Genomic DNA, 19,893 nt, shown 5'->3' with positions numbered 1-19,893 from the left:
GAAAAATACAAACGTGGTCTGCTTCGGCGGGTTTTTCCATGACTGTTTTATACGACCATCAGTGTTTTACCGGTACCACCTACGGCGGGGTTTCCCGGTACTTTTTTGACCTGATGCGTGTCTTTTCCACTCGATCTGACATTCAGTTCAGGCTATCGTTGCTGCTGTCGAACAACGATTATCTTCGGCAGCAGCCTTTCAACCGCTACTGGACGTACGGCCGGTTTGCTAACAACCGACGTGTGAATCAGGCGGTCTCACAGATCAACCGGCAGCACAGTCTTCAACAGCTTCGCGCCGGACAGTTTGACGTATTCCACCCGACATACTACCATCGGTATTTTCTCAACGCCATCGGTACCAAGCCATTTGTGCTGACGTTTCACGACGCCAGTACCGAACGATTTGGCGACAAATATCCAGAGCTGGGGCGGGGGTTATACGAAACAAAAAAAGTACTGCTCGACCGGGCCAACGCGGTCATTGCCGTTTCGGACTTCACCAAACAGGATATTCTGCGCTACTTCTCGGTCGATCCGGCCAAGATTCACGTCGTACCACTGAGCACGTCGATGAGCGAACAGAAGCCGTTGATCACGGATCAACCGGCTGCTACTACCGCGCAGCCGTATTTGCTGTTTGTCGGCAAACGGGATCTATACAAAAATTTCGATACGTTCGTCCGGGCGATCGACCCTCTGTTTAAACGCTACCCGGACCTGCACCTGGTATGCGCTGGTGGAGGTTCGTTCTCGTCGGCAGAGCAAGCCTCGTTTCAGTCGGCCGGGCTTGCGGGCCGCGTTCGTTATGCACCCATTCCCGACAACAACGTTTTGTTCGACCTCTACCGGCAGGCGCGGGCGTTTATCTTTCCATCACTCAACGAAGGGTTCGGCATTCCGGTACTGGAAGCGTTCGCCAGCGGTTGTCCGGCCGTGTTGAGCGATCGTAGCTCCTTACCCGAAGTGGCGGACGACGCAGCCGTTTTTTTCGATCCGGACGATACCGATGCCATCGGCACGGCTATCGAGCGGGTCATTACCGACGAATCCCTGCGAGCCGATCTGATTCAGAAAGGCTATCGTCGGCTGGCCGATTTCTCGGCGGAACGCACGGCGGCCCAAACGCTGGCTGTTTATCAATCGCTTCTGTAATTTATGGCTTCTGCCCCTTCCCTGCGCGCCTTCGTTACGCAATCCTTCAGCCCTCAACCGACAGCGGACGGCCTGACGTATCCGAAACTAACGGTCGTTACCCCTTCGTACAACCAGGCGGCTTATCTGGAGCGAACGATTCTGAGTGTACTGAATCAGCAGTATCCGAACCTCGAATATTTTATCATCGACGGCGGTTCTACCGACGGAACGCTGGACATTATCCGGAAATATGAGCCGTATCTGGCGGGCTGGGTTAGCGAAAAAGACCGGGGGCAGACCGATGCCATCAACAAAGGATTTCGAATGGCTACCGGCGATTATGTCGCCTTCCAGAACTCCGACGACATCTTTGCACCGGGCGCACTGAAGCGGGTCGCCGAAGCCTGGCGTCAGACCCCCGACACCGGGGTTTTTTACGGAGATATGTACATCATCGACGAACAGGACGTTATTCTGGAGTCGATGAAGGCATTGCCCTTCTGCCGCGAGTGTCAGATTTACGAAGGCATGCAGGTGTTCAATCAGTCGCTGTTTATTCGTCGGTCGCTGATGGAGCAGTACGGGCTACTGGATGAGAGTCTCCGCTTCGTTATCGACTACGAGATTATTGCGCGCTTGGGAGTTCATACCGAAGTTACGTTTAAACACGTCAAGGAATTTTGGGGTGGCTTCCGGGTACAGCCCGACGCGAAATCCTCAACCATTGCCAACACGGTAGGCCTGGCGGAGCACGAACAGGTACAGCGCAAATACAGCCCAATGCTGGAATCGGGTCTGGGCAGCTGGTTCTGGGGGCGCTACTGTCGGCTACGCAAGCTGACAACGTTCGTATTTCGGGGTGATTGGGCGTATATTCGTCATCGGTTCATGTTGAATCAGTCTAGAAAATAAACGAGTTACCCAGAGCGTACTTTCATACGATAGACCAGAATAGATCCTTATACGAATTTATAGATGCGCAAATTCCTCCACTTTCTGGAAACAATCGACCTGATGCGTATGGTAGTCGGCATCTGCATTCTGGTCGATGGCTACCCACTAATTTTCTTTTTCCGGGAGACGCTGAAACTGGCACCGGGTAGTACCGTTTTTACCGCAGTTGCCTTCGCATTTGGTCTGGTACTGATGGTACCGTTTACCTTTCTGCGCCGGTTGTATCGCCCAAACATGACGATGTTGTGGATGGGGCTGGGCTTCATTGCCCTGTGTATCATGTACATGTTTACTTACCTGGGCGATCCCGGTTTTAAGGATTACGACAAAGACATGATTTACTATGCCTATGCGCTTATTTTCCTGTTTCTGCTGATCAATATTCCGAATGACATCGCCCGTGTATTCATCTTCGTGGTCGTGTTCTTTACATTCGTCTCCAATCTCGGCCTGATCTATTCGCTGATTACAAACCCAAGCTGGGCCATTGGTCAGCGGGCCACGATCACGCTGGGCGACAACGACGACGGCGGAAATCCACACGTATTTTCGCGAAATGCCTTCATGGGTATCGTCGCCTGCGCAATCTGGCTTATCCGATCAGACACCAATATCTTTCTGCGGCTGTTCGCCTTGTTCGCTGGCATGGTCAATCTGGCCGTACTCGTGCTGACTCAGACGCGCTCGTCTATCCTGGCCCTGCTCATTGCCATTGCGTTCTTCCTGGCGTTTAACGTCCGCCCACCCCAGATTCGGGCCGTTGTCCGGGGTATTTTCAAACCCGTCACGCTGGTTATCGTAGCCATTGGCATGGTTGCCATTAGCTTCTTTATCAACAAGTACTACGACGTCTATGCAGTCCTGTACGGGTACGTTCTCAGTTTTATGGAGCGTAATCTCGACAATATCTACGCGCTGTTTGGGGCGAAAGCGCAGGGAGCGGCTTATAAAGCCACACTCGACGACTCGGCGGCTAACCGCTCGATGAGCGCGCTTTTCTTCACGAACGTACTGACTGGTCACATTCACATGCTGATCCTCGGCTTCGGCTACAAGTATTTGTACCTGGACGTGCCGATCCTGGAATCGCTCACCAACATGGGTATTCTGGGTTTCATTCTGTTCGGAGGTGTCAACGCACTGTGTCTGTATCATTCGCTGGGCATCATGCGCACCAACCCGAATCAGCTCAGCGTTTTCCTGGCTTATTTCTACATGCTGATTATGGTCGCGGCCTTCACGGGTGGTCGACCCAACGAAATATCCTTCTGGATTCCGCTGGCGCTCATGACGCGATTTATGGGAATCGAGCACCTGTTTCCGGAGCATTTACAGGACCGCAAACACATTGTTTACGCGCCGGCCGTACCAGCCGCTTCTCCTGTCAGCTAATGCGCATTCTGATCGTCCACAACCTGCTGTGGGCTCATTACAAAGCGGCTGTTTTCGAAGCCCTCCAACGTGAAGCGGCTAAACAGACCAACGTACAGGTGCACGTGCTACAAATTGCCCGCAACGAGCGATCAAGGGCGGGCATGGAAACAACGGCAGCGGAAGCACCCGTATACCAGTACAGCTACGACCTGCTCTTCGACCGGTATTTCGAGGACACCAGCCCGACTGAACGCGCGAAAGCGCTGTTGAATCGGGCAAGGGCGTACAAACCCGACGTCATCACGCTGACGGGTTATTACGATCCGGCGCAACTGGCGCTGCTGTTCTGGGCCAAACTGCGGGGCATTCGGATAATCATGCAGAATGAAAGTACGACAGCCGACAATCAGCGTACCGGCCCGAAAGAAGCCTTCAAACGCTGGTTAATCAGTCTGTTCGACGGCTTTTTCTGCTTCGGTAGCCGCTCCGCCGATTATTTGCTGGCACTCAACGTACCGCCCCGCAAAATTTTGCTACGGAAAAACGCGGTCGACAATCAAACACTCCGGCGCGTTTATGAACAGGCCCTGTCGACCCGACAAGCTGAGCAGCAACACCTGCGTCTGCCCAGCCGCAACTTCATCTACGTAGGTCGCCTGATCGGCGTGAAAAACGTACCGGCACTACTGACAGCTTTCGCCCAAGCCCGTCAGCAGGCACCTGCCGCAGATTGGGGTCTGATTCTGCTCGGCGACGGGGCCGACCAACCGACGTTGTTTCAACAAACAACCGAGCTTGGTCTTACGAATGTCGTTTCATTTCAGCCAGCGCAACCCTGGTACCGGGTACCGGCTTTCCTGGCGTTAAGCGATGTACTCGTGTTGCCCAGTCAGTCCGAACCCTGGGGACTGGTCGTCAACGAAGCGATGGTTTGTGGGTTGCCGGTCATCGTCTCCAGTCAATGCGGCTGTGTGCCGGATCTGGTCCGCGATGGTACAACCGGCTTTGTGTTCGACCCGGCCAATACCGACCAACTGACGCAGTTGCTGACAAATTTTATGACCGGCCGGGTTGATACGCGAGCAATGCGACAGGCGGCACTCGACCAGATTGCGCCTTACGCGCCGGAGGTCGTTGCCCGCGAAATGCTGGCTGGTTTTACGAAAGTGACTGCTTAACCCTATTTTCGCGCCCTATGCGAATTCTGAATATCTGTGCCTATAGCTGGGAGATCGGTGGCCCGCCCAAAATTATCTTCGATCATACGCAGGTAGCCCTGCGCGACGGTCATCAGGTCGATATTCTAAGTCCGATCTCGCCCAACGAGCGCCCCTACCCCGTTCCCGACGGTGCCCGGCTGATTCTGTTTCCCCGGACCACGCCCGTTAGTAACTACTTCCGCGAGTTCTCGATCGGCCTGTACCGCTACTTGCAACAGCATATCCACGAATACGACGTGGTGCATTGCCACGCCCTCTGGCATTTCGGCTCGCTGGCACCGTTTATGACGGATCGGTCCGTCGCCAAAGTCGTCACGATTCACGGCGTGCTCGACCGCTGGGCTTACGCCCACAACAACTGGAAGAAAAGTCTGATCGACCGACTGGCCCAACGCGCCTACCTCCGCCGGGCCGATCTGGTGCACATCAATAACACCGACGAACGGGCCGACCTGCTACGCTATTTCGGCGATGAGCACCCACGCATCGAACTGATTCCCAACGGGGTCCGAATGAGCGACTTCACTAGCTTACCACCCAAAGGTACCTTCCGGCAGAAGTTCGACCTGCCCGCCGACCGGCCGATGGTACTATTTATGAGCCGGCTCAACGAAAAAAAAGGGCTCGATCTCCTGCTGCCCGCATTCCGCGATTACGTTCAGCAGCATCCAGAGACCCTACTCGTACTGGCTGGTCCCGACGACGGGTACGAGGCCACGGCACGGCAGTTTATTCAGGACAATCAGCTGAACGATTCCATACGGCTGGTCGGTATGCTGACCGGCGATGATAAAAAGGCCGCGTTGCACGACGCCGATTTGTTTACGCTACCGTCTTACTCCGAAGGCTTTTCGATTGCCGTACTCGAAGCGATGGCTGCCGGTACACCCGCACTGGTATCAGACCGGGTTGGCTTCGGCGAAGCGATCCGCACGCACGAAGCTGCCGGACTGGTTGAACTAACCCCCGACAGCGTATGCGCCGGTCTGGAACGACTCATGGGTAATCCTTCGCTACGGCAGCAGCTAAGCCAGAACGCAACCAATCTTCTACGCACCCAATACGACATGGATATTGTGGCGCGGCAGATGTTGCGGGCTTACGAAGCGGCTATCCGCCACCGCAAAGCTGAGAACGCGGCTTCATAAACGCAGTGATTTCGGTTTGGCAGAACGAATAAGTAGCCGGCGCATCGTCGGCTTCTCCAGGTGAACATGCAGGTAGTGACTAACGATCATCAGCAATAAAATGGTCGCGCCATTGATGGCTAACACTGATAATTGACCTGGTTTCTGCCCGATCAGCCATTTATTGATGATAATCAGACAGGGCAGGTGAAGCAGATATAGCACATACGATGCATCGCCGATAGCACATAGCCAGTTAGGGCTACGAAACTGCCCATTCTGCTCAAACACAATCCCGGCGAAGACCAGCAATCCCGAAGCCGTTCCAGACACGATAGTCCGTTGCAGATGGTCTTCGTTCGTGACCGTTGACTGCCATATGCTAACAATGGCTATGGCTGCAATCACCGAACTGACCGCAAGCCATGATGGCCGCTCGATTCGTGCGGAGACATACCATATGGCTACGCCCAGGTAGAATTCTAGCGCGAACGGACTAAAAAAGAAACTGGTCTCGGTATGAGCTGGTGCTCCCAAAACGTGAATCAACGTTACGCTTCCAATGCCGATCAAGACGTACCACGCTTGTCTGCGTAGTATAAGCAAGCTGAACAACGCATAAAAGTAGAGTTCGTAACTGAGCGACCAGCTAACCGCGTTGACGGCCTCATGCCCCGGTATCAGAAGCGCAACAGTCAACCAATGTTCGATCACAGCCGGTGCAGTTCCGGTCGGTACTTTGGCGGGAGCCGTCAAGACCAGACCAACGATCGACAGGATAAGAACAAGCCAGTATAACGGGTAAATGCGAATAAGCCGCTTCAGCCAGTATCGCCCAAAAAACGTGGGCCTGCCAATCAATGACTGACTGCTGTAGGCAATGACAAAGCCGCTGATGACAAAAAACAAATCGACCCCGGCATATCCCTGTGCAAAGAGCACTTTCGGCCAGCTAATGCCGTAGTACGTGTCTAACTGTAAGGCGACATGAAACGCCAGTACGAGTAGACACGCAATGCCGCGCATAACCTGAATAGAACGAAACGTGGTTGGTCGAAAAACGCTGAGTGTATTCATGAACCAGATTGACAGATGTGTGGGCGCTGATTATTCGTGCTATCCCTTGATTGCCTGACAGCCCCCGAAGTGATTCACTTCCCCACAAAAATTTCAATCTTCGTACCCAGCGAAACCAGCGTTTCGGTTTATCCCCTGCCGTTCTTTAACGCCAACACCCACTTAGCGAATCAATAGCTTCTCCTGCTGCGTCTGTCCTTCGGCCGTTGTGATGTCGGCAATGTACAGGCCGGCTGATAGCGACTGCACCGATACGGTCAGTGCGCTGACCGGGCGTCCGCGCCACTCACTGACGGTCCTGCCCTGCACATCCCGGATGATGACCGCGCTAATCGCCAAAACGCCAGCATCTACCTGAAGTTGCCGATCAGTTCCGACGGGGTTGGGAAACAGCCGGGCAACCGGCGTATCGCCAATTCCTAACAGGAGCGGTTTAGCAGTCGCGACGTTGCTGTAATCGGATTCCGATACCGAACTTATCGCCCGAATCCGGTATTGATACAGCCCAAATGAATCGGTAATGCCGGTATCGGTATAGGAAGTAGTTGTTCCACTGACGGTTCCTATCACTTGAAAAGTACCCGACTGCCCGATGGCCCGTTCGATAAGCTGCTGTGAACCAGCCGTTGACGCCGTCCAATTCAGGCGAATTTGTTGATCCGAAACGGCCGTAGCCACTAGTTGAGTCGAGCCAGCAATCCAGTCGGCAATAGCTACATCGGCAAACGTGAACGCCCGCATCCCCCGGCTGTTACGCAGGGTTGGTCCGTTGTAGAAAGGAGAAAGTGCGTCGGCGAAATAAGGGGGCAGATACGTCAGCGTTTTGGCTGTCGATGACTGACTAAGTCGCAACACAACCCGGTTACCAACGGCAGCACCACCGACTACCTGCCCGGCTTTATTGGCCAGCAGGAAGGCATCTTTCTGAAAGCGGCTTCCCGTTTTTGCGCCCGTTGCAAAATTATAGTACACCGTATCACGCCACACCATCTGCATCGACGGCTCGAATACCAGCGTTATCGAATCACGGCGGGCACTATAAAACACCTTTTTGACGTCGGGCGACCCGATTTGCAGCGTATCCGTAGCCCCGTAAAAATCGCGGGCTAATAGCCGAAATTGCTCGAAAGCCAGTTGCCGGTAGCCGTCGTCAGCGTAGTGGGTACCATCGTAGTCGCGGGTGCCTACCGTTGCGATAGTCTCTACATTGCTGAACTGTTGCCGGGCTCGTCGCTGAAAGTCGCGCAACGTACCCGCGTCATTACTCCCACTTCCCAACAAATTAGCCTGTGCCAGATAGATGCGGGTATTGCCATAGTCTTCCCGTAGCTGCTTGTATAGTGTCGTAAATTTTTCGCCGTAGCCAGTTGCATCTCCCCCCGATTCCGCTTCGCCCTGTCGCCACAAAATAGCTTTAACATTTTTCTGCACACCCGCCCACTGCGTCCGGAACAGCAAACGCCCATACGGTGTACTCATGTTCGCATGATTAAGGGGATCACGTGCCGACAGAGCCAGGATGGTGGCCCCCCCAACGGCTCCGTTGATGATGGCGGTCGGAATACCATACTGCTCCAGAATCAGCCGCTGAATCGTCAGGCCGACAGAACCCACCGAGGCAAATGGTTCTTTAGCCGGATACCAGCGCATTGAAGCCGCCAGATCCGATGCACCGTAGGCATACGTGCAGTTGCGCAGATACCGATCGTTAAAATCAGCCCCATATCGTTCGGCCAGCGCGGTTCCGGGGATGATATTCGACTGACCGTACAATACGTATACATCGCCACAAACGATGCGCTGCGAATCGGCGACGAGTGTCGAATCATTGTTTTTGTACAAAAAAACGCGAAAGCGATAGTCGGCAGGTTCGGCCCGGATAACCGTCGATAACCGAAACGATTGATTGGTTGCGCCCGGCGATAGTGTCTGACTCGTAACCGAACTTAGCTTGCCTTCCCGCCAGAGATGCACACTGACCCGACGATAGCCGGCGGAAGTAACTGTCCCACTAACAGGTACAGTGGCCTGATTTTGACTATTGCGTGGATAAAGTTGTAGTTCTCGGGGCATTTGCTCAAACAACACCTGCGCCCAACTCAGCTTTACCAGACATACCAGTACTACAAGGTAGATATACTTCATGCAGCTTTTTATGATCTTAAAAAAGTGATAGTATTGCGTTCCCTTTCGGTGTTCGTACAGCCAATCTAAAATACAGGCTGCTACTGATCTATTCTAGCGGCCGGGTATGCTATTTAGCAAACGGCTTTCACTTGTTTATGACCGACGTATCTGTCATTATCCTGACCCACAACGAAGAGAAACACATCGTTCGGTGTCTGCAAAGTCTGTTACCATTTACCGATAAAATCTTTATTGTCGATTCGTTTTCGACGGATCGAACCGTCGAGATTGCTCGGTCGATGGGTGCTGTTGTCGTGCAGAATCCGTGGGTCAACTATGCTACTCAGTTCAACTATGGCATTACCAATACGCCTTTCACCACGACCTGGCTGATGCGGATGGACGCCGACGAATACGTACTGCCTGAACTGGCCGATGAAATCAACCGGCGCATGCATACCGTACCTGACCCAGTCTCCGGGATTTACGTCAAACGGCGCGTATTTTTTATGGATCGCTGGATGAAACACGGCGGTTTCTACCCGATCTGGCTGTTACGGCTCTGGCGTCGGGGGCAGGGCATGTGCGAGCAGGTCTGGCACGACGAACACATCAAACTGACGCAGGGCGATACAATGCAGTTTGCTCACGACCTGGTCGATCATAACCTGAACAACCTGACCTGGTGGACGCAGAAGCATAATCATTACACGATTCTGGAAATGATTAACCTGCTCAATTACCGGTATCAGTTCGACCCCGAAAAGGCCGAAACGGTGCAGCCCAAACTGTTCGGAACGCAGGATCAGCGTGTGCGGTACATCAAGCTCAAGTATGCTTCGCTGCCGCTGTTTACCCGGCCGATTCTGTATTTCCTGTACCGGTACTTTGTGCGGCTCGGCTTTCTGGACGGTAAACCGGGATTCGTGTGGTGCTTCTTTCAGGCCCTCTGGTACCGCATGCTCGTCGACGCCAAGCTGATGGAAGTGTTTTTACGAGCCGGGCGCGACAAACAAGCCATCATCGACTACTTCCGCGAACAGTATGGAAAAGAGCTTGCCCCAAAAAAATCAGCCTAATGCCATGACAGGCCGCACCGACCTTTCGCGATACGATAACAGCTGGTTTAATCCTGGCCCGCGCTGGAAAATCCTGCTCTGGTTCCTGGTCAATTCAGTTACGCTGAATACTTATTTACCGCTGCCGGTATCGCTCAAACGGTTTGTCCTGAAAGCATTCGGGGCCAAACTGGGCACCGGCGTCATGATCAAGCCGGCAGTCAATGTCAAATACCCCTGGCTGCTGACCATCGGTAGTCACGTCTGGATTGGCGAAGAAGTCTGGATCGATAACCTCTGCCCGGTAACGATCGAAGATAACGTTTGCCTGTCGCAGGGAGCCATGTTACTAACCGGTAACCACAACTACCGGGTCCCAACCTTCGACCTGATTGTTCGACCCATTGTCCTACGGGCGGGGTCATGGATAGGTGCACGGGCCGTCGTTTGTCCGGGCGTCGATGTGGGGGCACATGCCGTGCTGGCCGTCGGCTCGGTTGCGACACGAACACTGGACCCATATGGTATATACCAGGGTAACCCGGCGGTTCGAGTACGCGAGCGTACGATCGACTAACCAACACACAGGCGCACCAGTTTGTTGTATTTATCCAACATAGCTACCTTTGTACCGGTAGTAAAGCTGTAACTGGCTTGCTTTTATCCAAAACTGCGTGAAAATTTCGCTGATTACTGTTGTCTATAACGGCGCTGCGTTCGTTCGCGATTGTATCGATTCCGTCGTTGGTCAAACATACGATGACATCGAATACATCGTCGTGGATGGCGGTTCGACTGACGGAACAGTAGCAATCGTTCAATCGTACGGCGATCGGATCAGTCAGTTTGTTTCCGAGCGCGATAACGGTTTGTACGATGCTATGAATAAAGGCATCGGTATGGCCACTGGCGATATTGTCGGCATTCTGAACGCCGACGATTTCTACCCCCACCCCGACATCATTCGTGACGTAATGAATTTGTTTCGTCAAAGTCAGTGCGATGCAGTTTACGGTGATATCGTCTATGTCGATCGGGTTAATACGGAAAAGGTTACGCGTTACTGGAAATCAGGGCACTTTCGACCCAACGCTTTTCTGTGGGGCTGGATGCCGGGACATCCGTCGTTCTTCGTGAAACGTACCTTATACGAGCAACACGGTTTATTTCGGCTGGACATGAAAAGTGCGGCCGATTATGAGCTGATGCTACGTTTTATTCATAAGTACAAGGCCAAACTGGCTTATCTAAGCGAAGTTATCGTCGTGATGCGGGCCGGTGGAGTTAGCAATGCCAGCGTTGCCAATCGGCTCAGAGCGAATCAGGAAGATCGGTTGGCCTGGCAATTGAACGAACTTCGTCCGTATAGAGCGACACTCTGGATGAAACCGTTGCGGAAAATCGGGCAGTTTTTTAGCAAGCCACCGATTACCTATCGTAAAAAATAAGCGAACTATAAACCGTTTAATCGAATTGTTGGCCTGATTCGCTGAGATCGTACAAAATTTGTGTCTGTCCATCAATTACGTTCGGTATGGTCAGACGATACAGTATCTGAACGGACTCTACTCGTTAACTCGATCAGCCCGCAAATGCGGTCAGTAAGTGGTTAAGTTAATCGGGTGACTACCTTGAACGAAACCGCCTATGAACTTTGACCTGGTAATTGCCTATCTACAGAATAAGCTAAGTGACGATCTATTCAAGCTCGGCATGTATCAGTGCATTCTGTCCTTCCTGGTAGCTTGTTTCGTTTCGATACTGGCAATTCCGGTCGTTATCAAGATTGCTGAACTGAAGTCGCTGATGGAGAAACCCGGCGAGCGTCGGGCCCACAAGGTGCCAACGCCTACCCTCGGGGGCGTCGCCATCTTTGCAGCTATCCTGATCGCTTACTTTCTATGGCCTAGCCTGGATCAGACCGACGTGTACCGCACGAATCTGTCGATCGCGGGTATGACAATCCTGTTTTTTACGGGTATAAAAGACGACCTGGTTGGCATTGACCCAAACAAGAAAATTGTCTTTCAGGTACTGGCAGCCATGATTCTGATTTTTTTCGGAGATCTACGTGTCGATTACCTCTACGATATCATGGGATTCCATCACATCAATATCGTCGTCAGTATTCTGTTGACCTGCTTCATCTTTATCGCCCTGACGAACGCAATCAATCTGATTGATGGCATCGACGGACTGGCTGCGGGCATTGCGACCATTGCCAGCGGTACGTTCGGTGGCTGGTTTTTGCTGACAAATCACTTCGCCATGGCCTGCATGGCCTTTACATTGGCTGGTGCCCTACTGGGTTTCATGCGTTTCAATTTTTCGCGGACCAGCAAGATATTCATGGGCAACACCGGGTCGCTGATTATCGGCTTTATGCTGGCGTTCTTCGCCGTTCGCTTCGTCAGCCTGAATGCATCATACCGATACGAACCGACGGCGTTCTTCAACGCGCCCATTATCGCTATCGTGATCCTGATCGTGCCAATTTTCGATACGCTTCGGGTATTTCTGGTGCGGATTCTGGCCGGGCGTTCGCCTTTCTCCGCCGACCGTAACCACATGCACCATATCCTGCTCGATAACGGCCTGACCCACATGCAGGCAACGGCCGTCATGTGCATTGCGTCGCTGTTGAACACGATGCTGTTTCTATTTTTTCACCGCGATATTTCCAATACGGCTTCGCTCCTGATTCTGGGCGGTATGTTCGGCCTGTATATGCTAACCAGCTTTACACTTAAGATGCGGGCTATGTACGTCAATACCCACCCTCGTCGCCGACTGGCGGTATTGCGTCGCGAAATTCAACACGGCCTGTTCGGACGTCGAATCGTGGATTATTTGTAAAAGAGCGAAAAGAGGATAGACGTAAGAAGAAAGAAGGTTTTGCGCCCGTGTCTTTCTTTTTACGTCTATCCTCTTTTCGCTTCACTGTCAATTCTCATCTCTGGCTAAAAACAGCCGCTTCAGCCAGCTTTTCTTTTCCTCCGCTTCAGCCTGATCGTCTTCAGCAGCCAACTCGCGTTTTGCCAGTTTAGCCATATCCGGCTGTCCCGCATCGACCCAGCAGGTGAACCAGAAATCACCTACCATTTTGACCGATGCGCGCATTTGCCGTTCAACCTGTCCACTTAGCCGGTCATGGTAGCGCTGTGAGAAATCCCTGGCGTATACTTTGAGCGTGGTACCGTTACGCTCGTCAAAGCCAAATTTGCGGGTATCCCCTGTTTCGTTGGTTAATTCCTGTTCTATGCGCAGCACGGAATCGAGCGCGGCATTTGCTCGAAAGACCGCCCGCCAAGCCACCCGCTGGGGCGACTGTATGTACTCAGCCGGTCCGGTCAGAAAATCGTACTCCTTGCTGAACAGTTCGGGTAGTCGCGACTCCCAAAAGCCGTGTATCCCATGCTGACCGGTCAACTGCCCATTGTAGTTTCGGGTTGTATGCAGCGGCACATTGGCGTCGGCGATGTAGTGTCCCAGATCAGCCGCTACCCGTAGGATTTGCCGGACGTTCTGTTTTCGGAAGGCTTCGGTCAATTGGTATTTCGTCAATTGAATCTGCCACGGTACCAGACCATGCAGAGCCAGCGTATCGGCACCGTACCGTTCAGCCGCATCCTTGTAAAAACGGGGCAATGTGGTAGCCAGTGTATCCGGATAAGCATCCAGATCGATGAAATGCCTGGGCGCTTCACCCACAACGGCATACCGGCGTTTATCAGGGTTGACAGCATTATCAGTCAGGTACTGAATGTGCTTCTTGAAAAACGGTATCATCTCGGCAGGCAACGTAAAAACAGCCAGCCGGTTAATCTGCTGATGTGCATAAAACCCCCATTTTGGCCCGCCATATTTCCTTAATACTGGCCCAGGGTTAGACGCAGCCTGTATCGGCCGCGATACCACTACGGAGAAAAATGTCGATAAGATAACCAACCAAATAAATCTGTAGTACATTTGCCAATACATGGTACTTTACAAGTAAATAGTTAAACTATTCGCCAAAAACTTGTCCTGTATCAGAATAATATTTTGACAAATTAATAAAGAACAAAAAATAATGAATTCTAAATCGCGTGGTTACCTCCTTGTTGTTGTGCTGATGTGCGCCTTTGCCCTCACAATCTATGGCGCGTACACTCCGGCTCGCAAAGCCCAGAAACAGCAGATTGTGTGCATAAAATTTAAAAAAGGCGTCGAAAGTGCAGCCGTAGAACAGCATATGAACGGTTTTGCAGCGCTGAAAGCCGAAATTCCACAGGTAGTCAGTTACACGTCCGGTAAGACTATTCTGCCCAATCAGGCTGCCGCTGAGTATGACGTAGTCCATTACATTACGTTTCAGACGGAGGCCGACATTAAAAAATTTGAAAACAGCCCACTATTCAAGCAGTTCGTCAAAGAAAATAGCGCAAACTGGGCAAAGAAGCTGACTGTCAACGCGGATATTCGCTCGTAAACGCTGGAAGCTGTATAAAAAACGGCGCAGGAATTGCATTCTCTCGTCGTTTTTTTTATTTTTGCGCCCTCATATCGCGACAACGAACTTATAGTACATACCGATGGCAAATCATAAGGCAACCAAAAAAGCAATCCGGTCGAGCGCCAAGAAGCGTCTGCTGAATCGTTACCAACACGTAACGACCCGGAACATGGTTAAGAAACTTCGCGCTACTACCGATCATGCAATGGCTGTCGAGCTGTTCAAATCGGTATCGTCGGCGCTGGACAAACTGGCCAAACGCAACATTATTCACCGCAATAAAGCAGCCAACAACAAATCGAAGCTGGCCCGTCTGGTAAACAACCTGAAGCAGGCAGCCGCTTAGTTTGTAACTGCATTCCCTTCTTGCAAAACCTTACCCATTGCGGGTAAGGTTTTTTTATGCACTTTAGCTAGTACGTTACCACCGTAACTACTATCTATCCATGACTTACGAAACCTCCGGCACGATTCAGAGCTGGGCCGAAGAAGATCGTCCTCGCGAAAAATTGATGCTAAAAGGAAAAGCCGCTCTGTCAGAAGCTGAGCTAATCGCTATCCTGATCAACTCCGGTACTGTTGATCTGACAGCCGTCGACGTGGCACGAATCATCCTGAAAAGCGTCGGACATAATCTTAACGAATTGGCTCGGCTGAGCGTCAAGGATTTATCGAAATTCCGGGGTATCGGCGAAGCAAAAGCGATTAGTATCGTAGCCGCCCTTGAATTAGGCCGTCGCCGACGGGAGCAGGATCGACCACAGCGCGCGCGTATCACCTGCTCACGGGATGCCTACAATGAGATGCTCCCCCATCTGCTTGACAAGCCCCACGAAGAGTTCTGGATTCTGCTGCTCAACCGCGCCAACGAAGTGATGCGCCCGGTGCAGGTTAGTGCGGGGGGCGTATCCGGCACCGTCGCCGACCCCAAAATCATCTTCAGACACGCGCTGGAACAATTGGCGTCGGGAATGATTCTGCTTCACAATCACCCATCCGGTAATCTCACACCTTCCCAAGCCGACAAAGACCTGACACGACGCCTGAAAGACGCGGGCCGACTGCTCGACATCCCTGTTCTCGACCACCTGATTTTCACCGACAAGGCCTATTACAGCTTTGCCGATGAAGGCATCCTGTAAGCAAAATCGGCCAATCACACCCGTTTATCCGGCATTCTCGCAGGTAGTGGCCAACCATAACACGCACAAAGCGTTGGCGTTTATGGTCATCATTACTACTTATGAATAGTTCGGTTGCCATACTGACAAGCGCGATAAACAAAAACTGGAAGAGTTATCTGGCTGAAGCAGGTGGCGTAACGCTGTTCATGATTGTATCCTGTCTGACAGCCGTTGTCATACATCATCCCGATTCTCCTGTCCGCCAACATCTGGGAGACTCAAAGCTATGGCGTCGAACGGTGCAGGCGCTACTTGTTGGTGTCGTTCTGATTGTTGTCAACTTCAATCCCTGGGGCAAAAAGTCTGGCTCCCACATTAACCCGGCGGTGACTTTATCGTTTCGGTATCTGGGGAAGATTTCGGCTATCGATGCGTTCTGGTACATCGTCTTCCAATGTGGCGCAGCCGTTATTGTCGGCTGGATCATGTTTACTATTCTTAAGCCCTGGTACGATCATCAGGAGGTTAACTTCAACTTAAGCGCCCCCAGGCCCGAGAACGGTGGATGGCCCGTTGCCCTGCTTGCCGAGTTCATCATTTCCTCGATGTTGATGATAATCACGCTGATTACAATGCACACGGAGAAAATTCGGAAGCAAAACAGCTGGTTCAACATCGTGCTGATTATGCTGTTTATCGTCTTCGAAGCGCCTTTTTCGGGTATGAGCACCAATCCAGCCCGTTCGCTGGGGGCTGCGGCTGCCGCAGCCACGTTTCGTGACTACTGGATTTACGTTCTGGCTCCGGTTAGCGCCATGCTACTGATGACGTGGCTTTTTAAACGGTACTGGAAGCCAAAACTGGAGGAAGCCGATCAAGGGAAACGCGACAAACCAACGGGTCTTTTCGAGACTACGGCCAACCCGCCCGATTTCCCGATCGAAAACCCTAACGCCTAGGTCAGTATAAATGGGCGGGGGCTGAAACTGATGATAAACACAACCAGTGCCAGCCAACCCAATACCGTTCGTTTCAGATCGAGCGGTTCCTGTAGTTCTGTGTCCGGATGGTATACGCCCAGGATACGGCCCAAGACAAACACAAATACCAGAAAGCCGGGATACCCGTTCCAATCAGGTTGGATGGTCGACACCAGCAATTGCAGCGCAACGACACTAAGTGCAATCATCAGGGCCGTCATGCGCTGCTCGCTGATGCGCGTGAACGCCAGATACATGAAGAACGCGTATAGCCCAAATGACGCCAGTTCACTCAGGAACGCTTCATCGGTTGGCACCGCAAAATCAGCCGGTTTGTATACCCCCAGTCCAGCGTAAAAGGCGAAGACGATAAACAGGGCCGGTGCTACCCAGCGAAACCGTTCCTTCCCGATCAACGCGTAAAGAATATGACCGCCGTCGAGTTGACCGATGGGGATCAGATTCAACGATGTGAAGAATAAGGCCAGATATCCCGCCAATAGATATGGATAGTGCACCATTTCATAGGGATGTGGTAATAGTGCCGGATCGGCTACATACTGTTTAAAAAAGGAGAACAGCAGGTTATCACCCAGCGCAATTACGCCACCTTCAGGCAGTTTCTGATACGCATACTTAGCGTAGTCGAGCCCCCATTTTTTGTATTCCGGGTGGATGGTAAAAATATAATCGACCGGGGGCAGGTGCGTGAAGCCATACCACAACACTACCAGCGCCAGTACAAACCCGGCCAGCGGCCCGGCAATGCCAATATCGAAATATTTCCGACGACTGTTGATGTAATCCTGAATTCGGATGAATGCTCCCAGCGTACCGATACTTTCGCCAATACCCAGCCAAAGCGGAATGTAATACGGCAACGTCACCCGCACTTTATTGAGTCGCGCAACGATATAGTGCCCAAATTCGTGGACAGTCAGGATTGCCAGAAACGGGATTGAAAAGTTCAGGCCGGCCAGAAACTCATCCCAGCCCAGCGTTTGCATACCTTCGATTGGAATAAACAACCGGCCGAACATCCACTCGGCCCCAGCCATTGTCGTAGTGACGAGGGTAAGTAAAAAAAGACCTCCATGAAGGAGGTACGTTTTCGTTTGTTGGTTCATAAATCCGTGGTATACTCCAGAATCGTCTTGGGCGGCTGTACGTGCACTGCCTGAATACCTAACGCAGCGGCAGCCTGTATGTTGGCAGCATTGTCGTCGAAGAACGCTGTTTCTTCGGCCACCAGACCAGCTTCGGTCAGTACGTGCTGATAGATGTCGGGCGACGGTTTCATCATCTTCACGTCGTACGAATAAAACACCCGCTCGAACAACTCCTCCAGCGTTGGCTGATGCAGTTCGGTCAACATCCGATTAACCTGCCGAATGTGTACCGGATTGGTATTACTCAGCAAGAACAGCCGATACCGACTTCCCAACTCCCGAACTCGTTCGACACGCGTCACAGGCAGATCGAGCAGCACCGAATTCCAGGCCGTATCAATAACTTCATCAGCCCAGCTTTCAGGAGCGTCGGTGCGATCGTACAGTACTTTGCGGACGTGCGCGCGGAAGCTTTCGTCATCAATCAGCCCCGTTTCATACCGGTTCCAGATATCGTGTTCTTTCCAGAGCGCTTTTACTTCCTCCTCCGGTAGGTTCGCCAGCATCGCAAAGTTGCGCAGGGGCGCTGTCAGGTCGATCGGAATGATAACGTCGCCGAGGTCGAAGATCAGATTCTTGAGCGTGGTCTTATTCTCCATGCATAATAGCCGGTTCATCAAGCAGTGAACCGAAAGCCAAAGATACCGTTAGATTTGCAGACTAGGCATATACAGCGAATGGCAAAGTTAACAGTCAAAAACGTCGGCCCAATTCGGGAAGCAGAACTCGACGTAAAAAAGCACACAGTCTTCATCGGTCCGCAAGGTACTGGCAAAAGCACGTTGGCTAAATTGATTGCAATTGGTAGTGATAGCGGAATTGTCACCTTCAATAACAATTCTAACAATCAAAATTATTTCGAAAAAAAATACAACCTAAACGGATACATTTCAAAAAACTCATATATGAAGTTTATCGGCAGACAGTACTACTTGGAATATAATGATAATTTTAAATTTAGTTTATTGAATAAGCAACAAAATGAGGAAAAAATAGACATTTCTATCGATAAAATAGAATCCATATCGGAAATCCTCTCGAACTTAGAAGATAAATTAGAAGACAATATAGCAAACGAATTACTTCACGATTTACTCATTCAGACATCCACACTTCGAAATACTGTTCAATACAAATTATCAGGGGAATACTCGTCTTTGTATATTCCTGCTGAAAGGCAACTTGTTTCCATTCTTTCAGATGCAATATGGAGCATTATTAATTCCAAAATTAATCTACCAGAAATAGTAACTTCATTCTTGAATCTTTATGAAAATGCTAGGCACCAAATAGTATCTTTAAAAATTCCGTATCTAGGGATAAAATATGAATATGTAGATAGCTCAGATTTCATATTTCAAAATAACGCAAAAATAAATTTACGTAATACAGCCAGCGGTTATCAATCCATAATTCCATTAACTCTTGTCGTTGAAAACCAGCGCCTTAATTTAAAAAATAGATTTGTTATTGAGGAGCCAGAACTTAACTTATATCCAACCGCTCAGAAAGACTTGATCTATTCATTACTAGGTGGCTTGCAGCCTGACGTATCGTACCAAGATGCTGAATGGGTTTTCACGACACACAGCCCGTACGTACTCAGCTCGTTCAACACGCTGATGCTAGCGTATAAAGTTGGAAATCAGAGCGACGAATTAAGAGCGGAGGTAGAAAAGATAATTCCCTCCCGCTGCTGGATTAACCCGGATGACTTTGCGGCCTATTATGTCGATAACGGCACAGTTCGTAGCATAGTGAGCGAGCAGACTGGTATGATAGCAGAAAATGAACTCGATGATGTTTCTGATGATCTAGCAGACGAACAAGATAAACTATTCGCACTCAGACGTTCCTCATCCCGTGCTTGATTTATTTATAGGTGCTTTTCCACAGCTACAATATAGTGACTGTTTAATCTCATTATCTGATACTGAATTCTACATCTATGATCACGAGTTAGAGAAACGTTGCTATCTACAAGACGATGAATACGGTGTAAGGCATTTCCGAGTAACTAATTCATCGGGAAGTCTTGTTCACTTTCTAGCA

General features: G+C 51.1%; 20 protein-coding genes. 15 read left to right on the top strand and 5 right to left on the bottom strand.

All coding sequences use genetic code 11. The features are described from left to right. The first annotated feature begins 38 nt into the window (after positions 1 to 38). The 5 genes from CLV58_RS14240 (at position 39) to CLV58_RS14220 (ending at position 5,832) form a co-directional block, all read left to right on the top strand. On the top strand, positions 39 to 1,154 hold the full coding sequence (locus tag CLV58_RS14240) for a glycosyltransferase family 4 protein (RefSeq protein ID WP_106138498.1): 1,116 nt from the start codon (positions 39 to 41) through the stop codon (positions 1,152 to 1,154). Positions 1,155 to 1,157: 3 nt separating this feature from the next. Beyond that, the gene (locus tag CLV58_RS14235; RefSeq protein WP_106138497.1) at positions 1,158 to 2,048 is read left to right on the top strand and encodes a glycosyltransferase family 2 protein; all 891 of its coding nucleotides are present in this window, start codon (positions 1,158 to 1,160) and stop codon (positions 2,046 to 2,048) included. A gap of 63 nt (positions 2,049 to 2,111) precedes the next feature. Beyond that, positions 2,112 to 3,482 carry an O-antigen ligase family protein gene (locus CLV58_RS14230; RefSeq protein WP_106138496.1) on the top strand — a complete coding sequence of 457 codons (1,371 nt, stop codon included), beginning with the start codon at positions 2,112 to 2,114 and terminating at the stop codon, positions 3,480 to 3,482. Further along, positions 3,482 to 4,642 (top strand): glycosyltransferase family 4 protein, encoded by a 1,161-nt coding sequence (locus tag CLV58_RS14225; protein WP_106138495.1) that lies wholly within the window; start codon positions 3,482 to 3,484, stop codon positions 4,640 to 4,642. Before CLV58_RS14230 ends, CLV58_RS14225 begins: the two co-directional genes overlap by 1 nt. A gap of 17 nt (positions 4,643 to 4,659) precedes the next feature. After that, positions 4,660 to 5,832, top strand: a complete 1,173-nt coding sequence (locus CLV58_RS14220) for a glycosyltransferase (RefSeq protein ID WP_106138494.1) — start codon at positions 4,660 to 4,662, stop codon at positions 5,830 to 5,832. Here the strand turns inward: CLV58_RS14220 and CLV58_RS14215 are convergent. Continuing rightward, the gene (locus tag CLV58_RS14215) at positions 5,827 to 6,888 is read right to left on the bottom strand and encodes an acyltransferase family protein (RefSeq protein ID WP_106138493.1); all 1,062 of its coding nucleotides are present in this window, start codon (positions 6,886 to 6,888) and stop codon (positions 5,827 to 5,829) included. The two genes, CLV58_RS14220 and CLV58_RS14215, sit on opposite strands and share 6 nt — an antisense overlap. 162 nt (positions 6,889 to 7,050) lie before the next feature. Then, a complete protein-coding gene (locus CLV58_RS14210) occupies positions 7,051 to 8,862 on the bottom strand; it encodes a sialate O-acetylesterase (RefSeq protein ID WP_245882328.1) in 1,812 nt (603 codons plus the stop codon). Positions 8,863 to 9,170: 308 nt separating this feature from the next. Between CLV58_RS14210 and CLV58_RS14205 the strand changes: the two genes are divergently transcribed. The 4 genes from CLV58_RS14205 to CLV58_RS14190 all read left to right on the top strand — a co-directional run bounded on the left by CLV58_RS14205 (position 9,171) and on the right by CLV58_RS14190 (position 12,929). Beyond that, complete coding sequence (locus CLV58_RS14205; RefSeq protein ID WP_106138491.1) at positions 9,171 to 10,094, top strand: glycosyltransferase family 2 protein; 924 nt, start codon at positions 9,171 to 9,173, stop codon at positions 10,092 to 10,094. Continuing rightward, complete coding sequence (locus tag CLV58_RS14200) at positions 10,060 to 10,650, top strand: WcaF family extracellular polysaccharide biosynthesis acetyltransferase (RefSeq protein ID WP_106138490.1); 591 nt, start codon at positions 10,060 to 10,062, stop codon at positions 10,648 to 10,650. Before CLV58_RS14205 ends, CLV58_RS14200 begins: the two co-directional genes overlap by 35 nt. A gap of 97 nt (positions 10,651 to 10,747) precedes the next feature. Next, a complete protein-coding gene (locus CLV58_RS14195) occupies positions 10,748 to 11,521 on the top strand; it encodes a glycosyltransferase family 2 protein (protein ID WP_106138489.1) in 774 nt (257 codons plus the stop codon). A gap of 199 nt (positions 11,522 to 11,720) precedes the next feature. After that, complete coding sequence (locus CLV58_RS14190; protein ID WP_106138488.1) at positions 11,721 to 12,929, top strand: glycosyltransferase family 4 protein; 1,209 nt, start codon at positions 11,721 to 11,723, stop codon at positions 12,927 to 12,929. 87 nt (positions 12,930 to 13,016) lie between these two features. Here the strand turns inward: CLV58_RS14190 and CLV58_RS14185 are convergent, their stop codons facing one another. Further along, the gene (locus tag CLV58_RS14185) at positions 13,017 to 14,054 is read right to left on the bottom strand and encodes a zinc dependent phospholipase C family protein (RefSeq protein ID WP_106138487.1); all 1,038 of its coding nucleotides are present in this window, start codon (positions 14,052 to 14,054) and stop codon (positions 13,017 to 13,019) included. 91 nt (positions 14,055 to 14,145) lie between these two features. On the opposite strand from CLV58_RS14185, the gene CLV58_RS14180 reads away from it, so the two are divergent. The 5 genes from CLV58_RS14180 to CLV58_RS14165 all read left to right on the top strand — a co-directional run bounded on the left by CLV58_RS14180 (position 14,146) and on the right by CLV58_RS14165 (position 16,651). Then, positions 14,146 to 14,544 carry a Dabb family protein gene (locus CLV58_RS14180; RefSeq protein ID WP_106138486.1) on the top strand — a complete coding sequence of 133 codons (399 nt, stop codon included), beginning with the start codon at positions 14,146 to 14,148 and terminating at the stop codon, positions 14,542 to 14,544. A gap of 103 nt (positions 14,545 to 14,647) precedes the next feature. Further along, complete coding sequence (rpsT, locus tag CLV58_RS14175) at positions 14,648 to 14,914, top strand: 30S ribosomal protein S20 (RefSeq protein ID WP_106138485.1); 267 nt, start codon at positions 14,648 to 14,650, stop codon at positions 14,912 to 14,914. A gap of 100 nt (positions 14,915 to 15,014) precedes the next feature. Then, positions 15,015 to 15,710: a RadC family protein gene (radC, locus tag CLV58_RS14170; protein ID WP_106138484.1), complete on the top strand. Its 696-nt coding sequence runs from the start codon at positions 15,015 to 15,017 to the stop codon at positions 15,708 to 15,710. After that, positions 15,694 to 15,819, top strand: a complete 126-nt coding sequence (locus CLV58_RS28985) for a hypothetical protein (RefSeq protein ID WP_281257912.1) — start codon at positions 15,694 to 15,696, stop codon at positions 15,817 to 15,819. The genes radC and CLV58_RS28985 overlap by 17 nt, the downstream gene beginning before the upstream one ends. After that, positions 15,812 to 16,651, top strand: a complete 840-nt coding sequence (locus tag CLV58_RS14165) for an aquaporin (protein WP_106138483.1) — start codon at positions 15,812 to 15,814, stop codon at positions 16,649 to 16,651. Before CLV58_RS28985 ends, CLV58_RS14165 begins: the two co-directional genes overlap by 8 nt. Here the strand turns inward: CLV58_RS14165 and CLV58_RS14160 are convergent. Both CLV58_RS14160 and CLV58_RS14155 read right to left on the bottom strand, forming a co-directional pair. Continuing rightward, positions 16,648 to 17,799 (bottom strand): site-2 protease family protein, encoded by a 1,152-nt coding sequence (locus tag CLV58_RS14160; protein ID WP_106138482.1) that lies wholly within the window; start codon positions 17,797 to 17,799, stop codon positions 16,648 to 16,650. The genes CLV58_RS14165 and CLV58_RS14160 overlap by 4 nt on opposite strands. After that, positions 17,796 to 18,440 (bottom strand): HAD family hydrolase, encoded by a 645-nt coding sequence (locus CLV58_RS14155; RefSeq protein WP_106138481.1) that lies wholly within the window; start codon positions 18,438 to 18,440, stop codon positions 17,796 to 17,798. The genes CLV58_RS14160 and CLV58_RS14155 overlap by 4 nt, the downstream gene beginning before the upstream one ends. A 78-nt stretch (positions 18,441 to 18,518) precedes the next feature. Between CLV58_RS14155 and CLV58_RS14150 the strand changes: the two genes are divergently transcribed. After that, positions 18,519 to 19,712: an AAA family ATPase gene (locus tag CLV58_RS14150; RefSeq protein ID WP_106138480.1), complete on the top strand. Its 1,194-nt coding sequence runs from the start codon at positions 18,519 to 18,521 to the stop codon at positions 19,710 to 19,712. Positions 19,713 to 19,893 lie beyond the last annotated feature (181 nt).

The sequence above is a fragment of the Spirosoma oryzae genome (genome assembly GCF_003002825.1).
Lineage (GTDB): Bacteria > Bacteroidota > Bacteroidia > Cytophagales > Spirosomataceae > Spirosoma > Spirosoma oryzae.
The sequence above is the reverse complement of the archived record's forward strand: the minus strand, read 5'-3'. Positions and strand labels throughout refer to the sequence as shown.